Genomic DNA, 18,485 nt, shown 5'->3' with positions numbered 1-18,485 from the left:
TCAGAGCCGGTAGGCTTGACGGGCAAGCCGGTGTGCGAGGTCCTCCACGACCTCAAACCCCTCGTCCTCGCCGAGCCGCCCTGTGGCGATCAGCGTGGCGAGGTAACTGGCATCCACCCTCCGCGCCACATCATGGCGGGCGGGAATGGAGCAAAAAGCGCGGGTGTCATCGTTGAAGCCGACGGTGTTGTAGAACCCGGCGGTTTCCGTGGTCATCTGGCGAAAGCGCATCATGCCTTCATAGCTGTCGTGGAACCACCAGGCGGGGCCAAGCCGCAGGCAGGGATAGACCCCGGCCAGCGGTGCCAGCTCGCGCGCATAGGAGGTTTCATCCAGCGTAAACAGGATGATGGTCAGGTCACGCTCCATGCCCACCGCATCCAGAAGCGGCTTCAGCGCGGTGACGTAATCGGTGCGGGTGGGAATGTCATAGCCCTTGTCGCGGCCAAAGCGTGCCAGCACCCCGGCAGAATGGTTGCGCAGGGCGCCCGGGTGGATCTGCATTACCAGGCCATCCTCCAGCGACAGCCGCGCCATCTCGGTCAGCATCTGGCCACGGAAATCCTCGCGCTCGGCGGCATCGGCCTTGCCGGTCATCACCTTGGCATACAGCGCCTCAATCTCGGCGCGGGTGAAATTGCGGGTGGCGGCGGTGGGGTGGCCGTGGTCGCTGGAGGTGGCGCCAAAGCGTTTGAAATAGGTGCGGCGGTTGCGATGGGCGTTCAGATAGCCGGCGAAGCTGGCGGCACTTTCGCCCGCGAGGGCGCAGAAGGCTTCGACATTTTCGACAAATCCCTCGAAATCCGGGTCCACCACCGCATCGGGGCGATAGGCGGTGATCACCCGTCCGCCCCAGTCGCTGTCCTGGATCATCCTGTGCCATTTCAGATCGTCCAGCGGGCTTTCGGTGGTGGCGATGACCTCGATCCCGAAGCGATCAAACAGCGCCCGGGGGCGGAATTCCGGCCGGGCGAGGCAATCACTGATGTGATCGTAACAGTGGTCAGCGGTCGCCGCGCTCAGCCGTGTGTCGAGGCCAAAGACTTCCTGAAAGGCATGGTCCAGCCAGATCCGCGAGGGGGTGCCACGAAACAGGTGATACCGCTCGGCAAAGCGGCGCCAGATCTTACGGCCATCGACCTCGGTCGTGCCGCCATCCACGCGGGGTACGCCCAGATCCTCCAGCGCGACGCCCTGGCTGTGCAGCATGCGAAACACATAGTGATCCGGTGTCACAAACAGCTGCGCCGGGTCGGGAAAGGCGGCGTTTTCGGCAAACCAGCGCGGGTCCGTATGCCCGTGCGGCGAGATGATCGGCGCCTGTGCGATGCTGTCATAAAGCGCGCGGGCAAGGCTGCGAAGCTTGGGTTCAACAGGCAGAAGCCGATTCTCATCCAGCAATGACAAAATCGTATTCTCCCTTGTTTTTAAAGCACATCAGCGCTGGACCCAGCCTGCAATTGGAACTAATATGCTAGTATATCAGTTTCGGTCAAGGAAAATGCATGATTGAGTTTCAGCCCCCCGCGCATCAGGATCCCGCCGGTCGTCCGTCCGTGGCTGAGCAGGTCTTTGGGCAATTGCAGCGTCAGATCCTCTCGCTGGATCTGGAACCGGGCAGCAAGGTGTCAGAGGCCGAACTGGCCAAGGCCCTGGGCGTGTCCCGGCAGCCGGTGCGCGATGCGTTCTTCCGGCTTGCGAAACTTGGCTATCTGCTGATCCGGCCGCAGCGGGCCACCACGGTGACCTTGATTTCCGAAAACGCGGTGCTGCGGGCGCGCTCCATCCGCACCGCGCTGGAGGTGGAGACGGTGCGCACCGCGGCGCTGACGCTCAGCGCCGAGTCGCTGGATGTTCTGGACGATCTGATCGCGCAACAGGACGCCGCCGTGCGCGCCGAGGACAAGGCGGAGTTTCACCGGCTGGACGATCTCTTTCATCACGAGATCTGCAACGGTGCCGGGGTAGGGTTCTTCTGGGAGCTCATCGCCGAGAACAAGGGCCATATGGACCGGGTGCGGATGCTGTCGCTGAGCTTTGCCTCGCGCGATGCCTGGAATGACCACGTGGAGATCATGCGTAATCTGCGGGCGCAGGATGTCGAGGGCGCCAGCACGGCTATTCGCAATCACCTGAGCCGCATCCTGCAACAGCTGGATCGCATCCGCGCCGCCAATCACGAATGGTTCGCCGCCGAAGGAGAATGACGTCGCCAGCCCTTTGTCGATTTCGCTGCAATGCAGCGCAGATGGCTGATTGACCTCGCTGGGATTCTGGGGCTTTCTCCTGCCAAATCAATCGGAGGGTTTCAAATGTTTCATGCAATCAAATGGCTTAGCGGGGCTGTCGCGGCGGGCGCGCTGCTCGCTGCGCCGGCCCAGGCCGAAACCCGGGTCACCTATAAATCCGCCAAGGCGGGCACCTCTTACTATCAGATGGGCGTGCAGATCGCCGAGGCGATGAAGGCCGGATCGGATGGCGATATCATCGTTACCATCGAAGAGGGGCAAGGCTCTGTTCAGAACGTGATGGAAGTGCGCGCCCGCGGCGGCGATTACGTCTTTACCACGCCGCCCGCGCTGGTCGGGCTGGCGCAGAACGGCAAGGCGATGTTTGAAGGCAAATCCGACCCGGCCTTTGACAATATTCGTGCGCTCTTTCCGATTCCGTCGCTGACCATGCATTTCGTGATGTCCGATGACAGCGGTGTCGCGGATTTCGCGGATCTGGACGGCAAGACGCTGTTGTTGGGCAAGGGCAGCTTTGGCGCGCGGGAGGGTGAAAAATACCTCAAGCTCTTTGGCCTGGAAGGCAAGGTCAAGATCGCCGATGCGGAACTGTCCAACGCGGTGGCGGCGCTGAAGAACGGCCAGATTGATGGTTTCGTGACCGCCGGATCCTGGCCCGCCCCCAATGTGGTGGAGGCTGCGGCCTCGACCGGGGTGACGGTTCTGTCGCTGAGCGATGATCAGGTCGCGGAGACCAAGCGCACCCGGCTGGTGATCCCGGCGGGCACCTATGCCGGTCAGGAGCAGGATATCGTTACCACCTCGCTGCCGGTGGTGGCCTATGCGACCACCAAGCTGGATGACGAAACCGCCTATCAGCTGACCAAGACCTTTTGGGAAAGCAAGGCCGAGATGGCCGAGGGTGCCTCTTGGTGGAACGGGGTCGATGTCGATCTGATGAGCACCATCACCGGCAAGATCCACCCCGGTGCGATCCGCTATTACCAAGAGGCCGGCATTGCGCTGACCGACGCACAGATGTAACGCAAGCACGCCTTGCAAACGACCGGGGGCTGGGCCGCATGGCCCGGCCTTCTTTATTGGAAAGTACGGAACTATGAGCGGATTGAACGAGCTGCCGGACACCCCGTGGCAACGCGGAATTTGGATCGCATTGGGCTTTGTGGTGGTGGCGTTTCACATCGGGCTGGTGTTTTCCGGCCTGGTGCCCAATCTGGTGTCTCGCCCGCTGCATCTGGCGCTGATCCTGCCTTGGGTTTTCCTGTTTGGCGTCTCTGGCCGCTGGCGGCTGCTGTCGGGCGCGGTGCTGAGCCTCCTTGGCGTTGCCGCCGCCTGCTGGGTGGCCTGGAATGCCGATCGTCTGGGCGATCAATACGGGTTCCTGGAGAGCGGGTTTCAGATCGGCGTCGGATTTGTCCTGCTTGCCGTGGTGATCGAGGCGGCACGGCGTGCCATTGGCTGGCCCTTGCCCTTGGTCGCGGTTCTGGCGTTGCTCTATGGGTTTTTCGGGGATCGCATCCCGGGTGAGTTCGGCCATTCCGGCATGCCCCTGCGCTCTTTTCTGGGCACATTGACCATTGCCGAAGGCGGCATCTGGGGCAGTCTCGCGGCGGTTTCCGTGGGGGTGGTGTCGATCTTTGTGATCTTTGGCGCGGTGCTCAACGCGGGCGAGGCGGGGCAGGGGTTCATGAATGTCGCCGCTGCCGCCGCCGGTCGCCTGAAAGGCGGCGCGGCAAAGGTCTCGGTGCTGTCATCGGCCTTGTTTGGGTCTATTTCAGGCTCCGCCAGTGCCAATGTGGCCTCGACCGGGGCAATCACCCTGCCGGCGATGACCCGGCTTGGCTACCCAAGACGCCTGGCGGCCGGGGTCGAGGCGGTGGCCAGCTCCGGGGGGCAGATCATGCCGCCCTTGATGGGCGCGGGCGCCTTTGTGATGGTGGAGCTGACCGGCACGCCCTACACCCAGATCATGGGCGCGGCGCTCTTGCCGGCGTTGCTTTATTTCTGGGCGGTCTGGGTGGGGATCAACGCCTATGCCACCCGGTTCGACCTGAGGGGGCTGGCGGCGGCGGATCGGCCGGCGCTGCGGGATGTGCTGATCACCTCCGGGTTCTTTCTGGTGCCTTTCACCGTGTTGATGCTGGCGATGTTCGCTTTTGGCTATACCCCGCAATATGCCGCCTGCCTGGCCATTCTGGCCGGGGCGTTGCTGTTGCTGATCGACGGGCGGCTGCGGTTTGACGCGGCCCAGACCGCGCGTCGTCTGGCCGAGGCGCTGCTGACCTCGGCGAGGCAGGTGGCAATGATCGCCGCGATCATCTTTTGCGCGTCGATCATCATTGGCGTTCTGGGCGCAACCGGCCTCGGGGTAAAGATCACCTCGGTCATCCTGGAAGGTTCCGGCGGTCAGCTCTGGGCCTCGTTGTTGCTGACAGCACTTGCCTGTCTGATCCTGGGCATGGAGGTGCCGACCACGGCGGCCTATGTGATTTGTGTTTCGGTGGCGGGGCCGGCCCTGATGAAACTGGGGCTGGCGCCGCTTCAGGCACATTTGTTCGTGTTCTGGTTCGCACTGCTGTCCACCATCACGCCGCCAGTGTGCGGCGCGGTCTTCATCGCGTCGGGGATGGTAGGGGAAAACTGGATCAAGGTGGCGGGCACGGCGATGGCGCTTGGCATCGGCTTGTATCTGATCCCGCTTGGCATGGTGACTTGGCCGGCGCTGATCCACCTGCCGGATACGCCCGTTGCGGCGATTGTCGCCTTTGTCGCGATGGGAGCCAGCCTGGCGGCTCTTTCCTATGCGGTGATCGGGCGGTTGCCCGGCATGATGCGCGCGGCGCTGGCACTGGCGGGGGCGGCGCTGCTGTTTGGTCCTGCCTTGATCCGGGCCATGTGACCGCGCGCCGAGAGCCTGACTCAGGTCAGGGTTCTGGGCTTTGTCGGCCCGGTCTCCTGCCCCGTGCGGCGGGAGCTGCGGGCGGGTTGGCGGGCAGTTGGGACGCCATGTCCTGGGCGCTGGCCCGTGCCCGCGCCTGGGCACAGCTGTTCTGGGCGTCCTTGATGATAAAGTTCACAAGCGTCCGCGAGACCTGCAACTCCTGTGCGATTTGCTTTTGCGGCACTTCGGACAGGCGGTGGCGCAAAAAGGCGTCGCGTTTGCGCGCTGGCAGGGCGCGGAGCGCGCCGGTCACGGCAGAGAGCTGCTGTTTCCACTCCAGACAGGTCTGGCCACACAGCGGGGTGGTGCCTGCAAGGGCCAGCTGGCTCTCCTCCTCAAAGGGCATCGCGATTTCCTTGCGGGTCTTGCGCAGATAATCGACGGCCGCATTGCGCACCATACGCGCGACATAGCGGTCCGGCTTTTCCGGTGCGGTGCGGGGTGGGCCGGAGAGACATTTCAGCGCGGTGTTCTGAAGCACGTCTTCGGCGGCGTCCATCGACCCCACAAGTTTGAGGGCGGTGCAAAGGTGGAGTCTCCGGCGGGTGACAAGCTCGTGGATGAGCATCTCGCGCACTGGCCGGTGTGCGTGTTCGGACATGGCATTCCCAAGGGCAGACAGCCGGAGCGCAGCTCCGGTCAGGTTGAGATTTTGACGGGGAAACTGCCTTTGGCGTGTTCAGCCTTGGGTTGCGTTGTTGTTATCTCTCAGAACTGTCGGCGGGTCAAACGCTAGATGGGAAAGATGTACCCGGATGCTGCATTTTCTGCGGATGTCGCTGGCGCGGCCCCGGCAGGACCGGTCCGCGCCGCGCGGTATCATTCTGCGGCGGTCAACTGGGCGCTGCGATCCGGTCGTGGGCAGAGCAGCTCGCCCGCGATTTCATCCACCCGCACCGCAAGCACGGAAAGCAATGTGTCGCTCAGCCCGTGGGTATCTTCGCAATAGCCTTGCAGGAAAATCCGGGGACTAAAGCCCTCGGCGGTGCCGATCTGATAGGTCCGCCCTGTCTCGGCGCCGGTGATGTGATCGTGCAGCCCGGCCAGAAGCGTTTCGCCAAGCCGACGCTGATACCCGGTTGCAAGCACCACCAGATCGTAGTCGCGGCTCTCGGGGCCGCCGCCATCGGCAGGGCAAAGCATCAGCCTGATCTTGCCGTCACTGGCCTCTGCGGCGCTCACCCGGGTGCTGCGCAGCAGCCCATAGGCGTCGCCTCCGGTCACGTCCTGTTCGTAAAACAGCCCGTAGATCTGCGCGATCAGGTCGCCGTCCACCACTGAATAATTGGTGTTTGCGTATTCCTCCATCAATGCGCGGCGCTGTGGCGCGGGCTGTCGATAGACGTATGAGGTGAAATCGGCGTTGAAAATCTCGTTCACGAAAGGGCTGTCGTCGGAGGGTTTCAGCGCATGGCTGCGAAAGATGAAATCGACCTCGGGCCGGGTCGGATCATTGGCCAGATCATAGAAGATCTCGGCGCCGCTCTGACCGGATCCGATGACGGCGACCTTCAATGGCCGCTTTGCTGCCGCGAGCCGTGGCTTGACCGTGCTGAGATAGGCCGAACTATGCACCACCTCCAAAAGATGCTGCACCTCGGCAAAGACCTCAGGCACCGAGGGTTTGCCGCCGATGGCCAGCACCAGATCACGGGTCAGGCGGCGGGTCTGCGCGCCGCTGCTGTCTTGTGAAATCACCGCCAGCAGATCGACGCTGCCGTCCGGCCCGCGCACCGGTTCCGCACCGACCACGCGCTGGTCATAGGTGCAGATCCCTTCCATTTGCGCTGCCGCCCAGGCGAAGTAATCGTTGAATTCATGCCGGCTGGGGAAAAAACTCTTTCGGTTGACGAAGCGCTCCAGCCGGCCCTTTGCGGACAGGTAGCTGAGAAAGGAAAAGCGGCTGGCCGGATTGCGCAGGGTCACCAGATCCTTGATGAAGGAGACCTGCATGTCGGAATTCTCCAGCAGCATGTCCGGGTGCCAGGCGAAGGCGGGTTTGGCTTCCAGGAATATGGCGTCCAGGGTCCGGGCACCGCGCTGCGCGCGTTCCTGGAGCGCGATGGCCAGCGCCAGGTTGGACGGGCCAAAGCCCACGCCGGTGACATCGTGAATATGTTGCGGGTTGGTCATTGGGGGTCTCCGGTCATCAGGTGGTTGCAAAGGGACAGGCGCAGCGGTGCACCGGGGTCAGCCGGGGCCGGGCGGGACCACAGGCGCGCCTTGAAGAAATAATCGCGCTCCAGCCGCACCAGCACGGCGCGCTTATGGGCAAAGTCAAACTCCTTGACCCTGGCAAAGCCCGAGCGGCTGAGGTTGCGCAGCTGTTGGCTGTGGTTTGCGGCGGGTTCGCCGACCACGGCCTGCGTGCGCGGTTCGGCAAGGAACATGTAATGCATCAGCGAGGGCAGCCAGGTGGTGATGTAATCGGCGCCGCGGGCGTTTTCCTCGCCCACCAGCACATGCCAACCTCGGTCCCAGGCCGCGGCCTCATACTGCGCGCCAATGCGGTTTTCACGTGCCCAGTAGAGTTCGAAGTAGCAGAACGGCTGGCCATCCAGGCAGCCCAGAACCGGCATCATATGCGGATCCGCCGTGATCCGGGCGAGGTAGTCCCGGTGATAGTCGAGCGGGCCGGATTCCGCAAAGAACGCCGCCACGCGGGTGTCATTCATCCAGCGGTGAAACAGCGCCAGATCGGCCTGCGCATCCAGGGCGCGCAACGAAAAAACCTGATCGAGCCAGGGAATGTGACGGTGATAGAGCAGACCGGCGGGTTTTGGCGGTCGTTTGGGATGCGCCCCATGCGGTCCGGGCAGCATGGTCTGGGGATAGCTGTCGCGGCCTTGCGCCAGCCAAAGATCGGGAAGCTGCCACAGCTGTTCCGGGAACACCCCCAGCCATTCGCGGTCCAGAGCCAGCGCCGCGCCGCGCGTCAACAGCTCGGCTTCCAGATCCTGCCAGCGATCCCGGCGCAGGGTGATCAAGACCTCCTCGGCAGCCCAGTTGCTCAGCGCTTCGCAGGCGGCCAGGGTGCTGAGAAAATCCGCCGGTGCCTGCGGCGGCGCCAGCTCCAGGCGGCCGCCGCCGTGATCGGTGACCGCCATGTCCAGGCGGCCGCCTGCGGCAAAGACGGTCACCCCTTCGTCGTGCCGCTGCGCCCGGCGGGGCAGGTCTTGGGGTGCGGTTATATCCAGTGACATGCAGTCCCTCCATTTGATGCGGCGCGGAGCATTTCGCGCCGGCTCTGTTGAGAGGAACGAAGCGGCGGCGCGAAAATTTACAAAAAAGATCAGAAATTCAGGCGTTTTTGCCGCCCGCCCGCCCTGCGAGTCAGCCCTGCCAGCCCGCCACGCCAATCGGCCCGGCACCGGCGGTTGTCGGGGGGCATCGCGGGGTGGTCGCCGCACGCGGCGCGCAGAGCGCACGCGGCCTCAGCTCAGGGCGAAAACCTTTTGAATGGCGCGGTTCACAGCCACCGGCAGGACCGACATATGGGTTTCGCCTTGATAGGTTTCATAGTCTACCGTGACCCCCGGCACCCTGTTCAGCTCTGCGGCCATCTGCCGGGCGGCGGCGATGGTGCGGGTCTTTGCCCGCTCGGCCCGCCGCTCTGTCGCGTCCTCAGCGGTTTCCTGGAACGGGGCAAGCTGGTCGCCTTCCCAGGCGCCTGCTGAAAGATGCACAAAAATCGGCCCCTCTCCGGGATCAAAGCGCGCCTGATGCGCCAGCACAAAGCTGTTCTCCCAGGTGATCGCCGGGCTGGCTGCGATCCAGTGGCTAAAGGCGCGGGGCTGCGTGAACATCAGCCACAGGGCAAAAAGCCCGCCAAAGGAGTGCCCGAACAAGCCTTGATGCGTCGGGTTCAGCCGCACCCGGTGCGCCACAAACGGGCGCAGCTGGTCCAGCAGGAAACGGGCCATTTCCGCGCCGCCTCCAGTGCGCACCGCTGCGCCACCGTCCTGAAAGGGCGGATAACTTTGCCCCGGCGGCGGGCCCAGGTCCCAACTGCGTCGGAAGGGGTCATAGGCGTCATCGGTTGGATAGCCCACCGCCACCAGCACCCCCCAACCCGTGTTGGTGCCCGCAGGGTAGCAGGCCTGCGCGCGCATCGCATCAATCGCGGTGCCGATCACCGCATTGCCGTCGGTCATATAGAGCACCGGCCAGCCTTGCTCCGGCGGCTCTCCCGGTGGCACCCAGATGAACACCCGTCGGATATCGCCGGTTTCAGTGTCCCTGAGGTCATACCAGCGCGCGCCGGTCCAGGCCGTGCCCTCTGCGCAAAGGGGTGGGGGGGTCATTGGCGGGCCTCGTCGATTGCGGTCCGCAGGTCTTCGACGAGGGTGTCGGAGTGCTCCAGCCCGGCTGAGATCCGCACCGATCCCGCCGGCGTGTCAAAGCGTCGAAACACATTGGCGTCGCCCGACAGCCGCAGCGCCGCCTGCGCCGGCAGGATCAGGCTCTCGGCACCGCCCCAGCTGACGCCGATCCTGACCACTTTCAGCGCATTGGCAAAGCGCGCGATATCGACGCTGGCGTCCAGGTCGAAGGCAAACAGCCCGCCATAGCCCGAAAGGCAGGCATTGCCGGGATTGGCCTCGAAGGCGGGGTGGCGCACCCGGGTCACCGCCGGATGCGCCGACAGCGCGCGCCCCAGTGCCAGCCCGTTCTGCGCATGCCGTGCCATGCGCAGATGCAACGTGCGCATCCCCCGCAGCACCAGCCACGCATCAAAGGGGGACATCTTGCCGCCCAGATAGGGATAGGAGTCGTGATTGATCCTGTCGATCAGCGCCTTTGGCCCGGCGACCAGCCCGGCGATGGTGTCGGAATGCCCGGCCAGGTATTTTGAGGCAGCGTGAACGATCAGATCAATGCCGAACTCCGCCGGGCGCTGGTAGAGCGGTGTCGCCCAGCTGTTGTCGATCACCGAGATCACCCCCTGCGCCCGTGCAGCCGCACCGATTGCACGCAGGTCCTGGGTGGTGAAGCTCCAGGAGGTGGGGCTCTCCAGGTAGATCAGCTTGGCCCCGGGCAGCGCATCCACAACGGCCTGGGTGTCGGTGCCATCCACATAATCGGTCTGCACCCCGAATTTCTTCAACACGCATTCAAACAGCCGAAACGCGTCGGAATAGAGGTTTTCGACCGCCACCCCCCGGTCGCCCGCCTGTACGAAGGGCAGGACCGCCGCAGCAATCGCCCCCATGCCGGAGGCAAAGCCGCGCGCGGCATCCACCCCTTCCAGCCGCGCAATCAGGCGCTCCAGCTCGGCCACCGTGGGGTTGTTGCCACGGCTGTAGATGTAGCGGTCCGACTCTCCCGCAAAGACGGCGGCCATGTCTTCAAAGCGGTCGAACAGGAAGGAGGAGGTCTGGAAGATCGGCACCGAGCTTGCATCATGCGGCAGGGGCAGCTGGGGCGCGACCAGCTCGGCGGTCATCTGTTCAAGCGTCGGTTTGGCCGATTGTGAGAGATGGTCTTTCATGCGGGATGTCCTTTCAGTGTGAAACGCGGCAGCTGCCAGAGGATCAGCATCGCGCCGATGCCGCTCAGCAGCGCGGCGGCAGGCAGGCTGGCGGCCAGCCCGGCAAATCCCCAGTGGCGGGTGAAGATCAAAAGCAAGGGCAGGAACAGCCAGCCCAGCGGCGCCAGCCCCAGCACCGCCGCAAGGCGCGCGCGGGCGGTGGCTTGTAGCGTGACCTGGGCCGCATGGCGCAGCGCGGTGGCAGGCAGCGATAGGGCGAGCGCGGCCACAGCGGGTGCCGCAAGCATCCGCACGCTGTGCTCGGTGGTGAACAGATCGCTGAACGCCGGGGCTGCCAGCAGCCCTGCGGCCATAAACAGCGCCGCCGCCCCGGTTGCGATGGTTGCCATGGCCCATGCGGCAGCGGTCACCCGCGCGCCGTTCGCGGCCCCCGCCGCATGGGCCAGAACCGGCTGCGCGCCCAGGCAGAAGCCCTCGATGGGAAGGCTGGCCAAGACCCAGAGGCGCAAGGCGATCCCCATCGCGGCCTGGCCGCTGGTCCCTTCCAGCTCGCCGGCAAGGCGATACATCAGAAGGAAGGCGAGGCTCGCCAGCAGAACCGACCCCGCCTCGGGCAGGCCGATGCGCAGGACGGGCCAGAGCCGCGCCAGAGCGGGCAGCGAAAGCCTCGGTCGCATCCGTATCGCCCCGCGCGCGGTGGCAAAATAGCCGGCATAAAGTGCAAGCGTCACCAGTTGCGCCACCACCGTGGCCAATGCCGCGCCCTTGACGCCAAAGCCGACCCAGAAGATCAACACCGGATCCAGCACCATATTGAGGCCAAAGCACAGCCCCAGGCTCAGCAGGCTGAAACGGGCGTTCCCTTCGCCGATGGCTGTGAAATCGCAGAGGATCTGCACCATGCCCAAGCCCGCCGAAACGGCCATGATCGACAGATAGGCCAGCGCGGGAGCGTGCAATTCCGGGCTGGCGCCGAGCAGGTCCAGCAGCGGCAACCGCATGCACCAGAGCAGCGCCGCCAAGCTGGCCGCCAGCAACATGCACAGGGCCATCGCGGCAGAGGCCAACTGGCCTGCCTCCTCGTGCTGCCGGGCCCCCAGGGCACGCCCCGTGGCCGAGGCCGTGCCGACGCCGAGCCCCACACCCACGGCGGCGGTCAGTCCGGTCAGCGGCAGTGCAAGGCTGACCGCCGCCAGTGCCTCCGGCCCCAATTGCCCGACGAAATAGGCATCCACCCCCTGATGTGCGGCATTGATGGACAGCCCGCCCACCGCAGGCAGCGCGGTGCGGAGCAAGGTCTGCATCAGGGCGGGGCTGCCCAGGTCGATTGGCGTCATGTCGGTCTGCGCTCTGCTACTCAGCTGCTGTTGCTGAGTTGACGGGCGGCGGCGGCAAAAATTCACCCGCGGGGCAACTTTATTTTGCCAGGGGTGAATTCCGCGCGCCTGCCCACGTCATGGAGAGGACAACACCCTGATCCTGATGGAGACCCCGATGACCCGATCCGACCCTGGCCAGTGGATATCTGTGCAGAACAACGAGGGGCGCTGGTCCGTCTGGCCTGCGGAGCTGCCGGTTCCTGCCGGTTGGCGAGCCATGAGCGCCGCCGCCAGCCGCGAGGCGTGCCTTGCCGAGATCGAAACCCGCTGGACCGATCCGCGCCCGAACAGCCTGAAGGAGGCGACATCATGAGCATCGAAACCGGCCTTGCACCCGGCCTTGTGGCGCTGAGCCCGGGCGAAAAACAGATCTGTGCCCATGATCGGGTGGGGCAGCTCGCGCCCTATGCGATCCAGAGGGTGCGGCTAAAGGCGGATCTGCGCTGGAGCAAGGCGCAGCTGCGACAGGCGGCAGACGCGGTGATCGCGGCGCATCCGGTGTTTGCCGCCCGGCTACGCCGCCGCGCTGGCGGCACGCTGCTGCGCAGCCAGGATGCGGCAGACCGGGTTTCCCTGATCGAGCTGGCGACGGATCAAGACATCGAGTCCCGCCTTGCCTCCGCGCGGTTTGACCTGGAGGGTGGCCCCGGTGTGCTGGCGCTTTTGGCTCCGACGCAGGGCGGCCATATGATCGCCCTGGCGCTGCATCCGGCCTTTGGCGATTTCGCGGTGTTGGAGCATATCGCCAGCAGTCTCGCCGCTGCGCTGCTGGGGGAGCGGCCGTGCGAGCAGGTGCTGGCGCCGCTGGCGTTGCCGGATGCCGCCACGCAGCGCGCCCGGCTTGATCACTGGCGGCCTTTGCTGGATGGCACAACCTGGCTGAATGCGCGCCTGCCTCAACGCTACAACGGGGCCGAGGATCTGGCGCGCGCCGAGGTCAGCCATCGGCTCGATTGCGGCCAGACACGCGCGGCGTTGCGCCGGGGCGGTCTCCCGCTGGAGGTTTCCCTGGCGGCGGCGGTGGGCGTTGCATTGATGCGCTACAGTGGCCACGGCAGGCTGCGGTTTGCGGTCGGCCAGATGGCCACCCACAGCACCCGACGCAGCGAGGATATCCTGCCGCTTTGTCTGAACCTGGACCCCGGGCAGCGCTTTGCCGAGGCAGAGGCCGAAACCCTGCGCGCGCTGGCCGATGCCCGGGCACATGGCTTGCCCTCGGAGTATTTGCTCCAGGATCTGCTGCGCCGCGACGAGGCGGACCGCCATCCGCTGGGCGCGATCGCGCTGCATGTGCAGCAGGAAACCGCGTTGCCCGAGGGGCTGGATCTGCTGACCCGGCCAGAGCCGGCGGCCCTGGGCGAATGCATGTTGCTCGCCTATCTGCGGCGGGACGGGGCGCTTGAGCTACACGCAAACTATGCCCGCGGCCTGTTTGAACCAGCATTGATCGACCGTTTCCTGGTGCATGTCACACGGGTTCTGACGACCGGAACCCAGCAGTCGGACCTGCCCGTCGGGCGCATCCCGCTGCTGCTGCGCCAGGAGCTGGACCTGCTCTCGGCCCCATATGAGGACAACACGGAAAACGACCCCCGCCCGGTACATGAGCTTATTGCGGATCACGCCCGGCTGACCCCGGAGCGGACCGCACTGATCAGCGCTGGCGTGGAGTGGAGCCATGGCGCCCTGAACCGCCGCGCCAACCGTCTGGCCCATCGGCTGCTGGATCTGGGCGTCGGCGCCGAGGTGGCGGTGGCGATCATGGTCGAGCGCGGCAACGAGGCGGTGATGGCGATCCTGGCGGCGCTCAAGGCAGGCGGAGCCTATATTCCGCTAGAGCCGGACCACCCCGAAAGCCGCAATCACCATATCCTGACCGATGCCGCCGCGCATGTGGTGATCACCCGCCGACGGTATCTGGACCGGTTGCCCGCTGGCACCGGCGCCCATATCCTGTGTCTCGATGACAGCCCCGGCGCGGGCCAGCCGGAGAGCGATCCCGAGACCACGATCCACCCGGACCAGATGGCCTATATCATGTATACCTCCGGCTCCACCGGCAAACCCAAGGGCGTGGCGGTAGAACATGGGCCGCTCAGCCATCACCTCCAGGATACGGCGCGGGTCTACGAGATGAGCCGCGACAGCCGCGAGCTGCCGTTTCTGCCCTTCTCCTCCGACGGCGGGCACGAGCGCTGGATGAACCCGCTGATGATGGGCGGCTCTGCGGTGATCCCGGATGGCCCTTTGTGGACACCGGAGCAAAGCTTTGCCGCGATGCGCACCTATGGCTGCAACAATGCCTCGATCCCGACGACCTATCTTCAGCAGTTGGCGGAATGGGCCGCGGACACCGGCGAGGCGCCCGATATGCGACTGTATTCCTTTGGCGGCGAAGGTCTGGCGCAGACCACCTTTGATTTGTTGTCGCGCGAACTGCGCGCGCCTTTGCTGATCAACGGCTATGGGCCGACGGAAACCATCATGACCCCGATGGTCTGGAAGGTGCGCGCCGGCACCCGCTTTGATGGCGCCTATGCCCCGCTGGGCCGCGCGGTCGGCAACCGCCGCGCTTATGTTCTGGATGAACGGATGATGCCCTGTCCGATCGGCGTCGCGGGTGAAATTCACCTCGGCGGTGAAGGCGTGGCCCGGGGTTATGTCAACCGTCCTGGCACCACCGCTGATCGCTTCATTCCCGACCCCTTTGGCCCGCAACTGGATGGGCGCGACGGCGCACGGCTCTATCGTTCTGGCGATCTCGGGCGCTGGCGCGAGGATGGCACCATCGAATTCCTGGGGCGCGTCGATTTGCAGGTGAAACTGAACGGGTATCGCATTGAACCGGGCGAAATCGAGGCGGCGCTGCTGGCGCAGCCCGGCGTTTCCGAGGCGCTGGTGTTGCTGCGCGAGGACGATGGCGAAAAACGCCTGGTCGGCTACGTGGTGGCGCCACCCGAGGTGCAGGAAGAAGACCTGATGCGCGCGCTGGAATCGGGCTTGCCCAAGCATATGCTGCCCTCGGCCATCGTGGTGCTGGAGCGGATGCCGGTCAATCCGAACGCCAAACTGGACCGCGCCGCACTGCCGCTGCCGGGCCGCCGGCACCGGGCCTCGGCGGGGGTTGCCGCCACGGGCGCGACCGAGGCCGATATTCTGGCGATCTGGCAACAGGAAATCGGCAACCCGGAGATGGGCGTCACCGATGATTTCTTCGCCATGGGAGGGAAGTCGCTCACCGCGCTGAAGGTGCTGACCCGGATGCGCCGCCACTGGCCCGGGGTTGCGCTGACCATTGCGGATCTGTTCGACGCGCCCACGGTGCGCAGCTTGGCCCGGCGCATCGCGCAGGGGGATGCGACCGGACGGCAGGCGATCACCCTGCGCGGCACGGGCACCGGCAGCAAGCCGATGCTCTATTGTTTTCCGGGGCTTCTGGTCTCGACCCGTGAATACATGCGGCTTACGGATTATCTGGGCGACAACCAGCCGGTGACCGGGTTCCTCTGCCATTCCCTGAATGAGGAAAAGCGGCTGAATGTTTCGGTGTCAGAGGTGGTCGCCGGATATGTGGCGCATATTCGTGCCGAAAGCGCAGGCCGCCCCTGTGCCTTCCTGGGCTGGAGCTGGGGCGGGCTCTTGGCCTGGGAAGCGGCAAGACAGCTGCGGGGGGAGGTCGATATCCGCATGATCGGCATGGTTGATGTCTGTGACCTTGGCAGTGATTTCGCCCCCGGAGCGGTGCCGGACTTTGCCCCGGGCGAACGCGCGCGGCTGGAGGCGGAGATGCGCGACTGGCTCCGCAAGACCAGAATGCGGGCGCAGTGGGAGGCGTTGATCGCCGCGATGGACGGGCTCTGTTATGATCAGTTCCTGCGTTTCATCGGCAATGAGGCAGAGCCCTTGCCCTGTGACGGGCCAGAGGTCTCCAGCCGGGAGCATACATTCTGGGTGTTGATCGACAATGCGCTGGTGTTCCGCCAGTACCAATTGGCGCAGCTGGATGTGCCGGTGGCCTCTTTCAGCGCTGGCGACAGCCTGAGCCGGGGGCTCAACCTGGTGGATTGGCGGCGGTATTCGTCACGCGCCAGCGCGGCTGCGGTGGTGCCGGGGACCAATCATCTGCATATCATTGGCGATCAGCTGTTTCATGCGCGCTTCAAGGCTGCGCTCGATGCGGCCATGGGCGGCTGATCGCCTGTCTGGCGCTGTCGTTGCCTGGGGTCAGGATCCGTTCCTCCTGAGCCCAGGCAACGCGTCTGTTGCAGGATCGCCATCCGCGGCGGCCGCCAGCGCCGGGGCCAGCCGCTCAAGCGCCCAGGTGATCGACAGCGGAGACTGAAAGCTCATCGCCCCCATCAACTCCCGATCCGCCCAGACCGAGCGTGCCTCGCGCGAGAGGCGCAGCGCCTGATAGGGTGCCAGCGCTTCGATCCGCTGGCGCGAGGGGGCATCCACCAGCCAGAGCACCACATCCAGATCCAGAAGGTCGATCCGTTCAAGGCTGATCCCGAAGTTGCCGCCGGAGCCGGCCAAGTCATCGAAACCGGGGGGCGTTTTGATACCAAGCCGTGCCAGAAGACGGTTGGCCCCATCCGCAGACCGGTAGCCGATGATCTGGCCGCCGGCGAAATGCGCCGCCGTGCCGCGCAGGCCGGAAAGCTGCGGAAAGGTCCGCGCTGTGGCTTTGATCTGGCTGTCCAGCTCTGCGAGGACCGTCTCTGCCCGTGTGGCCGTGCCGGTGGCCCTGCCGATCAGCCGCAGTTCTTCCTGCCACGGCGCGCCCCAGGCGGGATAGCCCGCAGGCGGTCCCACCACCGGCGCGATCTGCGACAGGATGGCGTAGCTGCGCTGGTCCAGCGGAGCAAAGGTGGCCACGATCAGGTCGGGGTCCTGGGCGAGCACCCATTCGATGTCGATCTCAAAGCCACGCTGCACACCCGGCGCAGCGCCAAGCGCCTGGCGGGCGCTCTCGGCCCAGGGCCAGGTCGCATAGGGATAGTTGCCGAACCACTCGTGCACCCCCACCGGCGCAATCCCCAGTGCATAGAGAAAATCCTGCTCGTGATACCCGACCGAGACAACGCGTTCGGGTGGGGTGGCGATTGTCGTTTCACCATACTGATGAACAACCCGGATCGGGAAACTGTCCACGGATTGGCCTGCGGCCACGGGGGCCACCGGGATCAGGACAATCAGCAAAAACAGAAGAATGCGCCGCATGGTCGTGCCTTTCGAGAGGGGGCGGGACCTGGCAGCTGGCTGGGGCCATTTCGGAAGAGCCTAAGGCCGCGCGAAACGCGGGTCAAGACGCGGCCCCTTGACGCCTTGGGCGGCTTGGTCCAGTCAGGGACAGCCAGCGCCGCGCCAGCCGAAGTCACTGTTTCAGCTTTCGGCACCCACCATGCGCTTTCCCTCTTTGCGACTTGCCCTGCTTCTTGCCGCCCTATGCGGCCTTTGCATGCTGGCCTTTGTGGCCGCCTTGCTCTGCGGGGCGGGGGCTGTTCCGGCGGGCAGCGCCTGGGCGGCGCTCGTGCACTATGATGCGGCAGATCCGGCGCAGGCGATCGTGCGCGGGCTGCGCCTGCCGCGCGCCCTGGCCGGGGTGATCTGTGGCGCGGCCTTGGCCACGGCGGGTGTGATCATGCAGGCGTTGACCCGGAACCCGCTCGCGGATCCGGGGCTGATGGGGGTGAACGCAGGCGCGGCGCTGGCCGTGGTCGCGCTGCTTTGGGTTTTTGGCCCGCAGGATGTCGTGGCGCTGGCATGCGCCGCCATGGCAGGCGCCGGGCTGGCCGCCGCGCTGGTGTGGAAGCTGGCAGGCGGGGCGGTGATCTCGGAGAGCCGCGCGCTTTCGGTGCGGCTGCCGCTGGCGGGCACCGCGATCAGCAGCCTATGCCTGTCGCTGGTGGCGGCGGCGGTGCTGCTCAATACCGAAACCCGCGAGCTCTACCGGTTTTGGATGATCGGGTCGCTTGCGCAGGCCGGGACCGCACAGCTGATTCCGTTGCTGCCGGTGGCAGTGGCGGGCGTGCTGCTTGCTCTGGCCTGCGCGCGCGGCCTGGATGTGCTTGCTCTGGGGGCCGATCTTGCCGCCGGGCTTGGCGCGCGACCGGGGGTCACGGTTGGGGCGGCGCTGGCCGCGGTGACCCTGCTGTCCGGCACGGCAGTGGCGCTGGCGGGCCCGCTCGGCTTTGTCGGGCTGATCGTGCCCCATGCGGCGCGCACCATCGGTGGCAACCGGATCGCCGTCACGCTGCTTGCCGCGCTGCCGCTCGGGGCGGCGATGGTGTTGGTCTGCGATACCATCGGGCGCGTCGCCGCCCGCCCTTCCGAGATCGCCCTGGGCGCGGTTCTGGCGCTGATTGGGGGGCCGGCCTTCATGGTCCTGCTCTCGCGTATTCTGGGGCCGGCACGATGAGGCT

14 protein-coding genes are annotated in these 18,485 nt (G+C 65.5%); 6 read left to right on the top strand and 8 right to left on the bottom strand.

Annotated features, from left to right (window positions below):
• On the bottom strand, positions 1 to 1,407 hold the full coding sequence (uxaC, locus tag HCZ87_RS02700) for a glucuronate isomerase (RefSeq protein WP_167642231.1): 1,407 nt from the start codon (positions 1,405 to 1,407) through the stop codon (positions 1 to 3).
• Positions 1,408 to 1,505: 98 nt separating this feature from the next.
• Between uxaC and HCZ87_RS02695 the strand changes: the two genes are divergently transcribed.
• The 3 genes from HCZ87_RS02695 (at position 1,506) to HCZ87_RS02685 (ending at position 5,148) form a co-directional block, all read left to right on the top strand.
• Positions 1,506 to 2,207, top strand: coding sequence for a GntR family transcriptional regulator (locus HCZ87_RS02695; RefSeq protein WP_167642230.1), 702 nt, complete (start codon positions 1,506 to 1,508; stop codon positions 2,205 to 2,207).
• A gap of 105 nt (positions 2,208 to 2,312) precedes the next feature.
• Positions 2,313 to 3,272, top strand: coding sequence for a TAXI family TRAP transporter solute-binding subunit (locus HCZ87_RS02690; RefSeq protein ID WP_167642229.1), 960 nt, complete (start codon positions 2,313 to 2,315; stop codon positions 3,270 to 3,272).
• Between the two features lie 73 nt (positions 3,273 to 3,345).
• Entirely contained in the window at positions 3,346 to 5,148 is a 1,803-nt protein-coding gene (locus HCZ87_RS02685; protein WP_167642228.1) for a TRAP transporter fused permease subunit, read from the top strand.
• Positions 5,149 to 5,173: 25 nt separating this feature from the next.
• On the opposite strand, the gene HCZ87_RS02680 is transcribed toward HCZ87_RS02685, so the two are convergent.
• The 6 genes from HCZ87_RS02680 to HCZ87_RS02655 all read right to left on the bottom strand — a co-directional run bounded on the left by HCZ87_RS02680 (position 5,174) and on the right by HCZ87_RS02655 (position 12,018).
• Entirely contained in the window at positions 5,174 to 5,791 is a 618-nt protein-coding gene (locus HCZ87_RS02680) for a sigma-70 family RNA polymerase sigma factor (RefSeq protein ID WP_167642227.1), read from the bottom strand.
• Positions 5,792 to 6,009: 218 nt separating this feature from the next.
• A complete protein-coding gene (locus tag HCZ87_RS02675) occupies positions 6,010 to 7,323 on the bottom strand; it encodes a lysine N(6)-hydroxylase/L-ornithine N(5)-oxygenase family protein (RefSeq protein WP_167642226.1) in 1,314 nt (437 codons plus the stop codon).
• Positions 7,320 to 8,393 (bottom strand): GNAT family N-acetyltransferase, encoded by a 1,074-nt coding sequence (locus tag HCZ87_RS02670; RefSeq protein WP_217701932.1) that lies wholly within the window; start codon positions 8,391 to 8,393, stop codon positions 7,320 to 7,322. The genes HCZ87_RS02675 and HCZ87_RS02670 overlap by 4 nt, the downstream gene beginning before the upstream one ends.
• Positions 8,394 to 8,624: 231 nt before the next feature.
• Complete coding sequence (locus HCZ87_RS02665) at positions 8,625 to 9,494, bottom strand: alpha/beta hydrolase (RefSeq protein ID WP_167642225.1); 870 nt, start codon at positions 9,492 to 9,494, stop codon at positions 8,625 to 8,627.
• Entirely contained in the window at positions 9,491 to 10,681 is a 1,191-nt protein-coding gene (locus tag HCZ87_RS02660) for a PLP-dependent transferase (protein WP_167642224.1), read from the bottom strand. The genes HCZ87_RS02665 and HCZ87_RS02660 overlap by 4 nt, the downstream gene beginning before the upstream one ends.
• Positions 10,678 to 12,018, bottom strand: coding sequence for an MATE family efflux transporter (locus HCZ87_RS02655; RefSeq protein ID WP_167642223.1), 1,341 nt, complete (start codon positions 12,016 to 12,018; stop codon positions 10,678 to 10,680). Before HCZ87_RS02655 ends, HCZ87_RS02660 begins: the two co-directional genes overlap by 4 nt.
• A 157-nt stretch (positions 12,019 to 12,175) precedes the next feature.
• Between HCZ87_RS02655 and HCZ87_RS02650 the strand changes: the two genes are divergently transcribed.
• Positions 12,176 to 12,373 carry an MbtH family NRPS accessory protein gene (locus HCZ87_RS02650; RefSeq protein WP_167642222.1) on the top strand — a complete coding sequence of 66 codons (198 nt, stop codon included), beginning with the start codon at positions 12,176 to 12,178 and terminating at the stop codon, positions 12,371 to 12,373.
• The gene (locus tag HCZ87_RS02645; protein WP_167642221.1) at positions 12,370 to 16,254 is read left to right on the top strand and encodes an amino acid adenylation domain-containing protein; all 3,885 of its coding nucleotides are present in this window, start codon (positions 12,370 to 12,372) and stop codon (positions 16,252 to 16,254) included. Before HCZ87_RS02650 ends, HCZ87_RS02645 begins: the two co-directional genes overlap by 4 nt.
• A 30-nt stretch (positions 16,255 to 16,284) precedes the next feature.
• Here HCZ87_RS02645 and HCZ87_RS02640 read toward each other — a convergent pair whose 3' ends face one another.
• Positions 16,285 to 17,283, bottom strand: a complete 999-nt coding sequence (locus HCZ87_RS02640) for an ABC transporter substrate-binding protein (protein WP_167642220.1) — start codon at positions 17,281 to 17,283, stop codon at positions 16,285 to 16,287.
• Positions 17,284 to 17,464: 181 nt separating this feature from the next.
• On the opposite strand from HCZ87_RS02640, the gene HCZ87_RS02635 reads away from it, so the two are divergent.
• Positions 17,465 to 18,481, top strand: coding sequence for an iron ABC transporter permease (locus HCZ87_RS02635; RefSeq protein WP_167642219.1), 1,017 nt, complete (start codon positions 17,465 to 17,467; stop codon positions 18,479 to 18,481).
• The last annotated feature ends 4 nt before the right edge of the window (positions 18,482 to 18,485 follow it).

It is taken from the genome of Phaeobacter sp. HF9A (assembly GCF_011806385.1).
Taxonomy (GTDB): Bacteria; Pseudomonadota; Alphaproteobacteria; order Rhodobacterales; family Rhodobacteraceae; genus Epibacterium.
The sequence above is the reverse complement of the archived record's forward strand: the minus strand, read 5'-3'. Positions and strand labels throughout refer to the sequence as shown.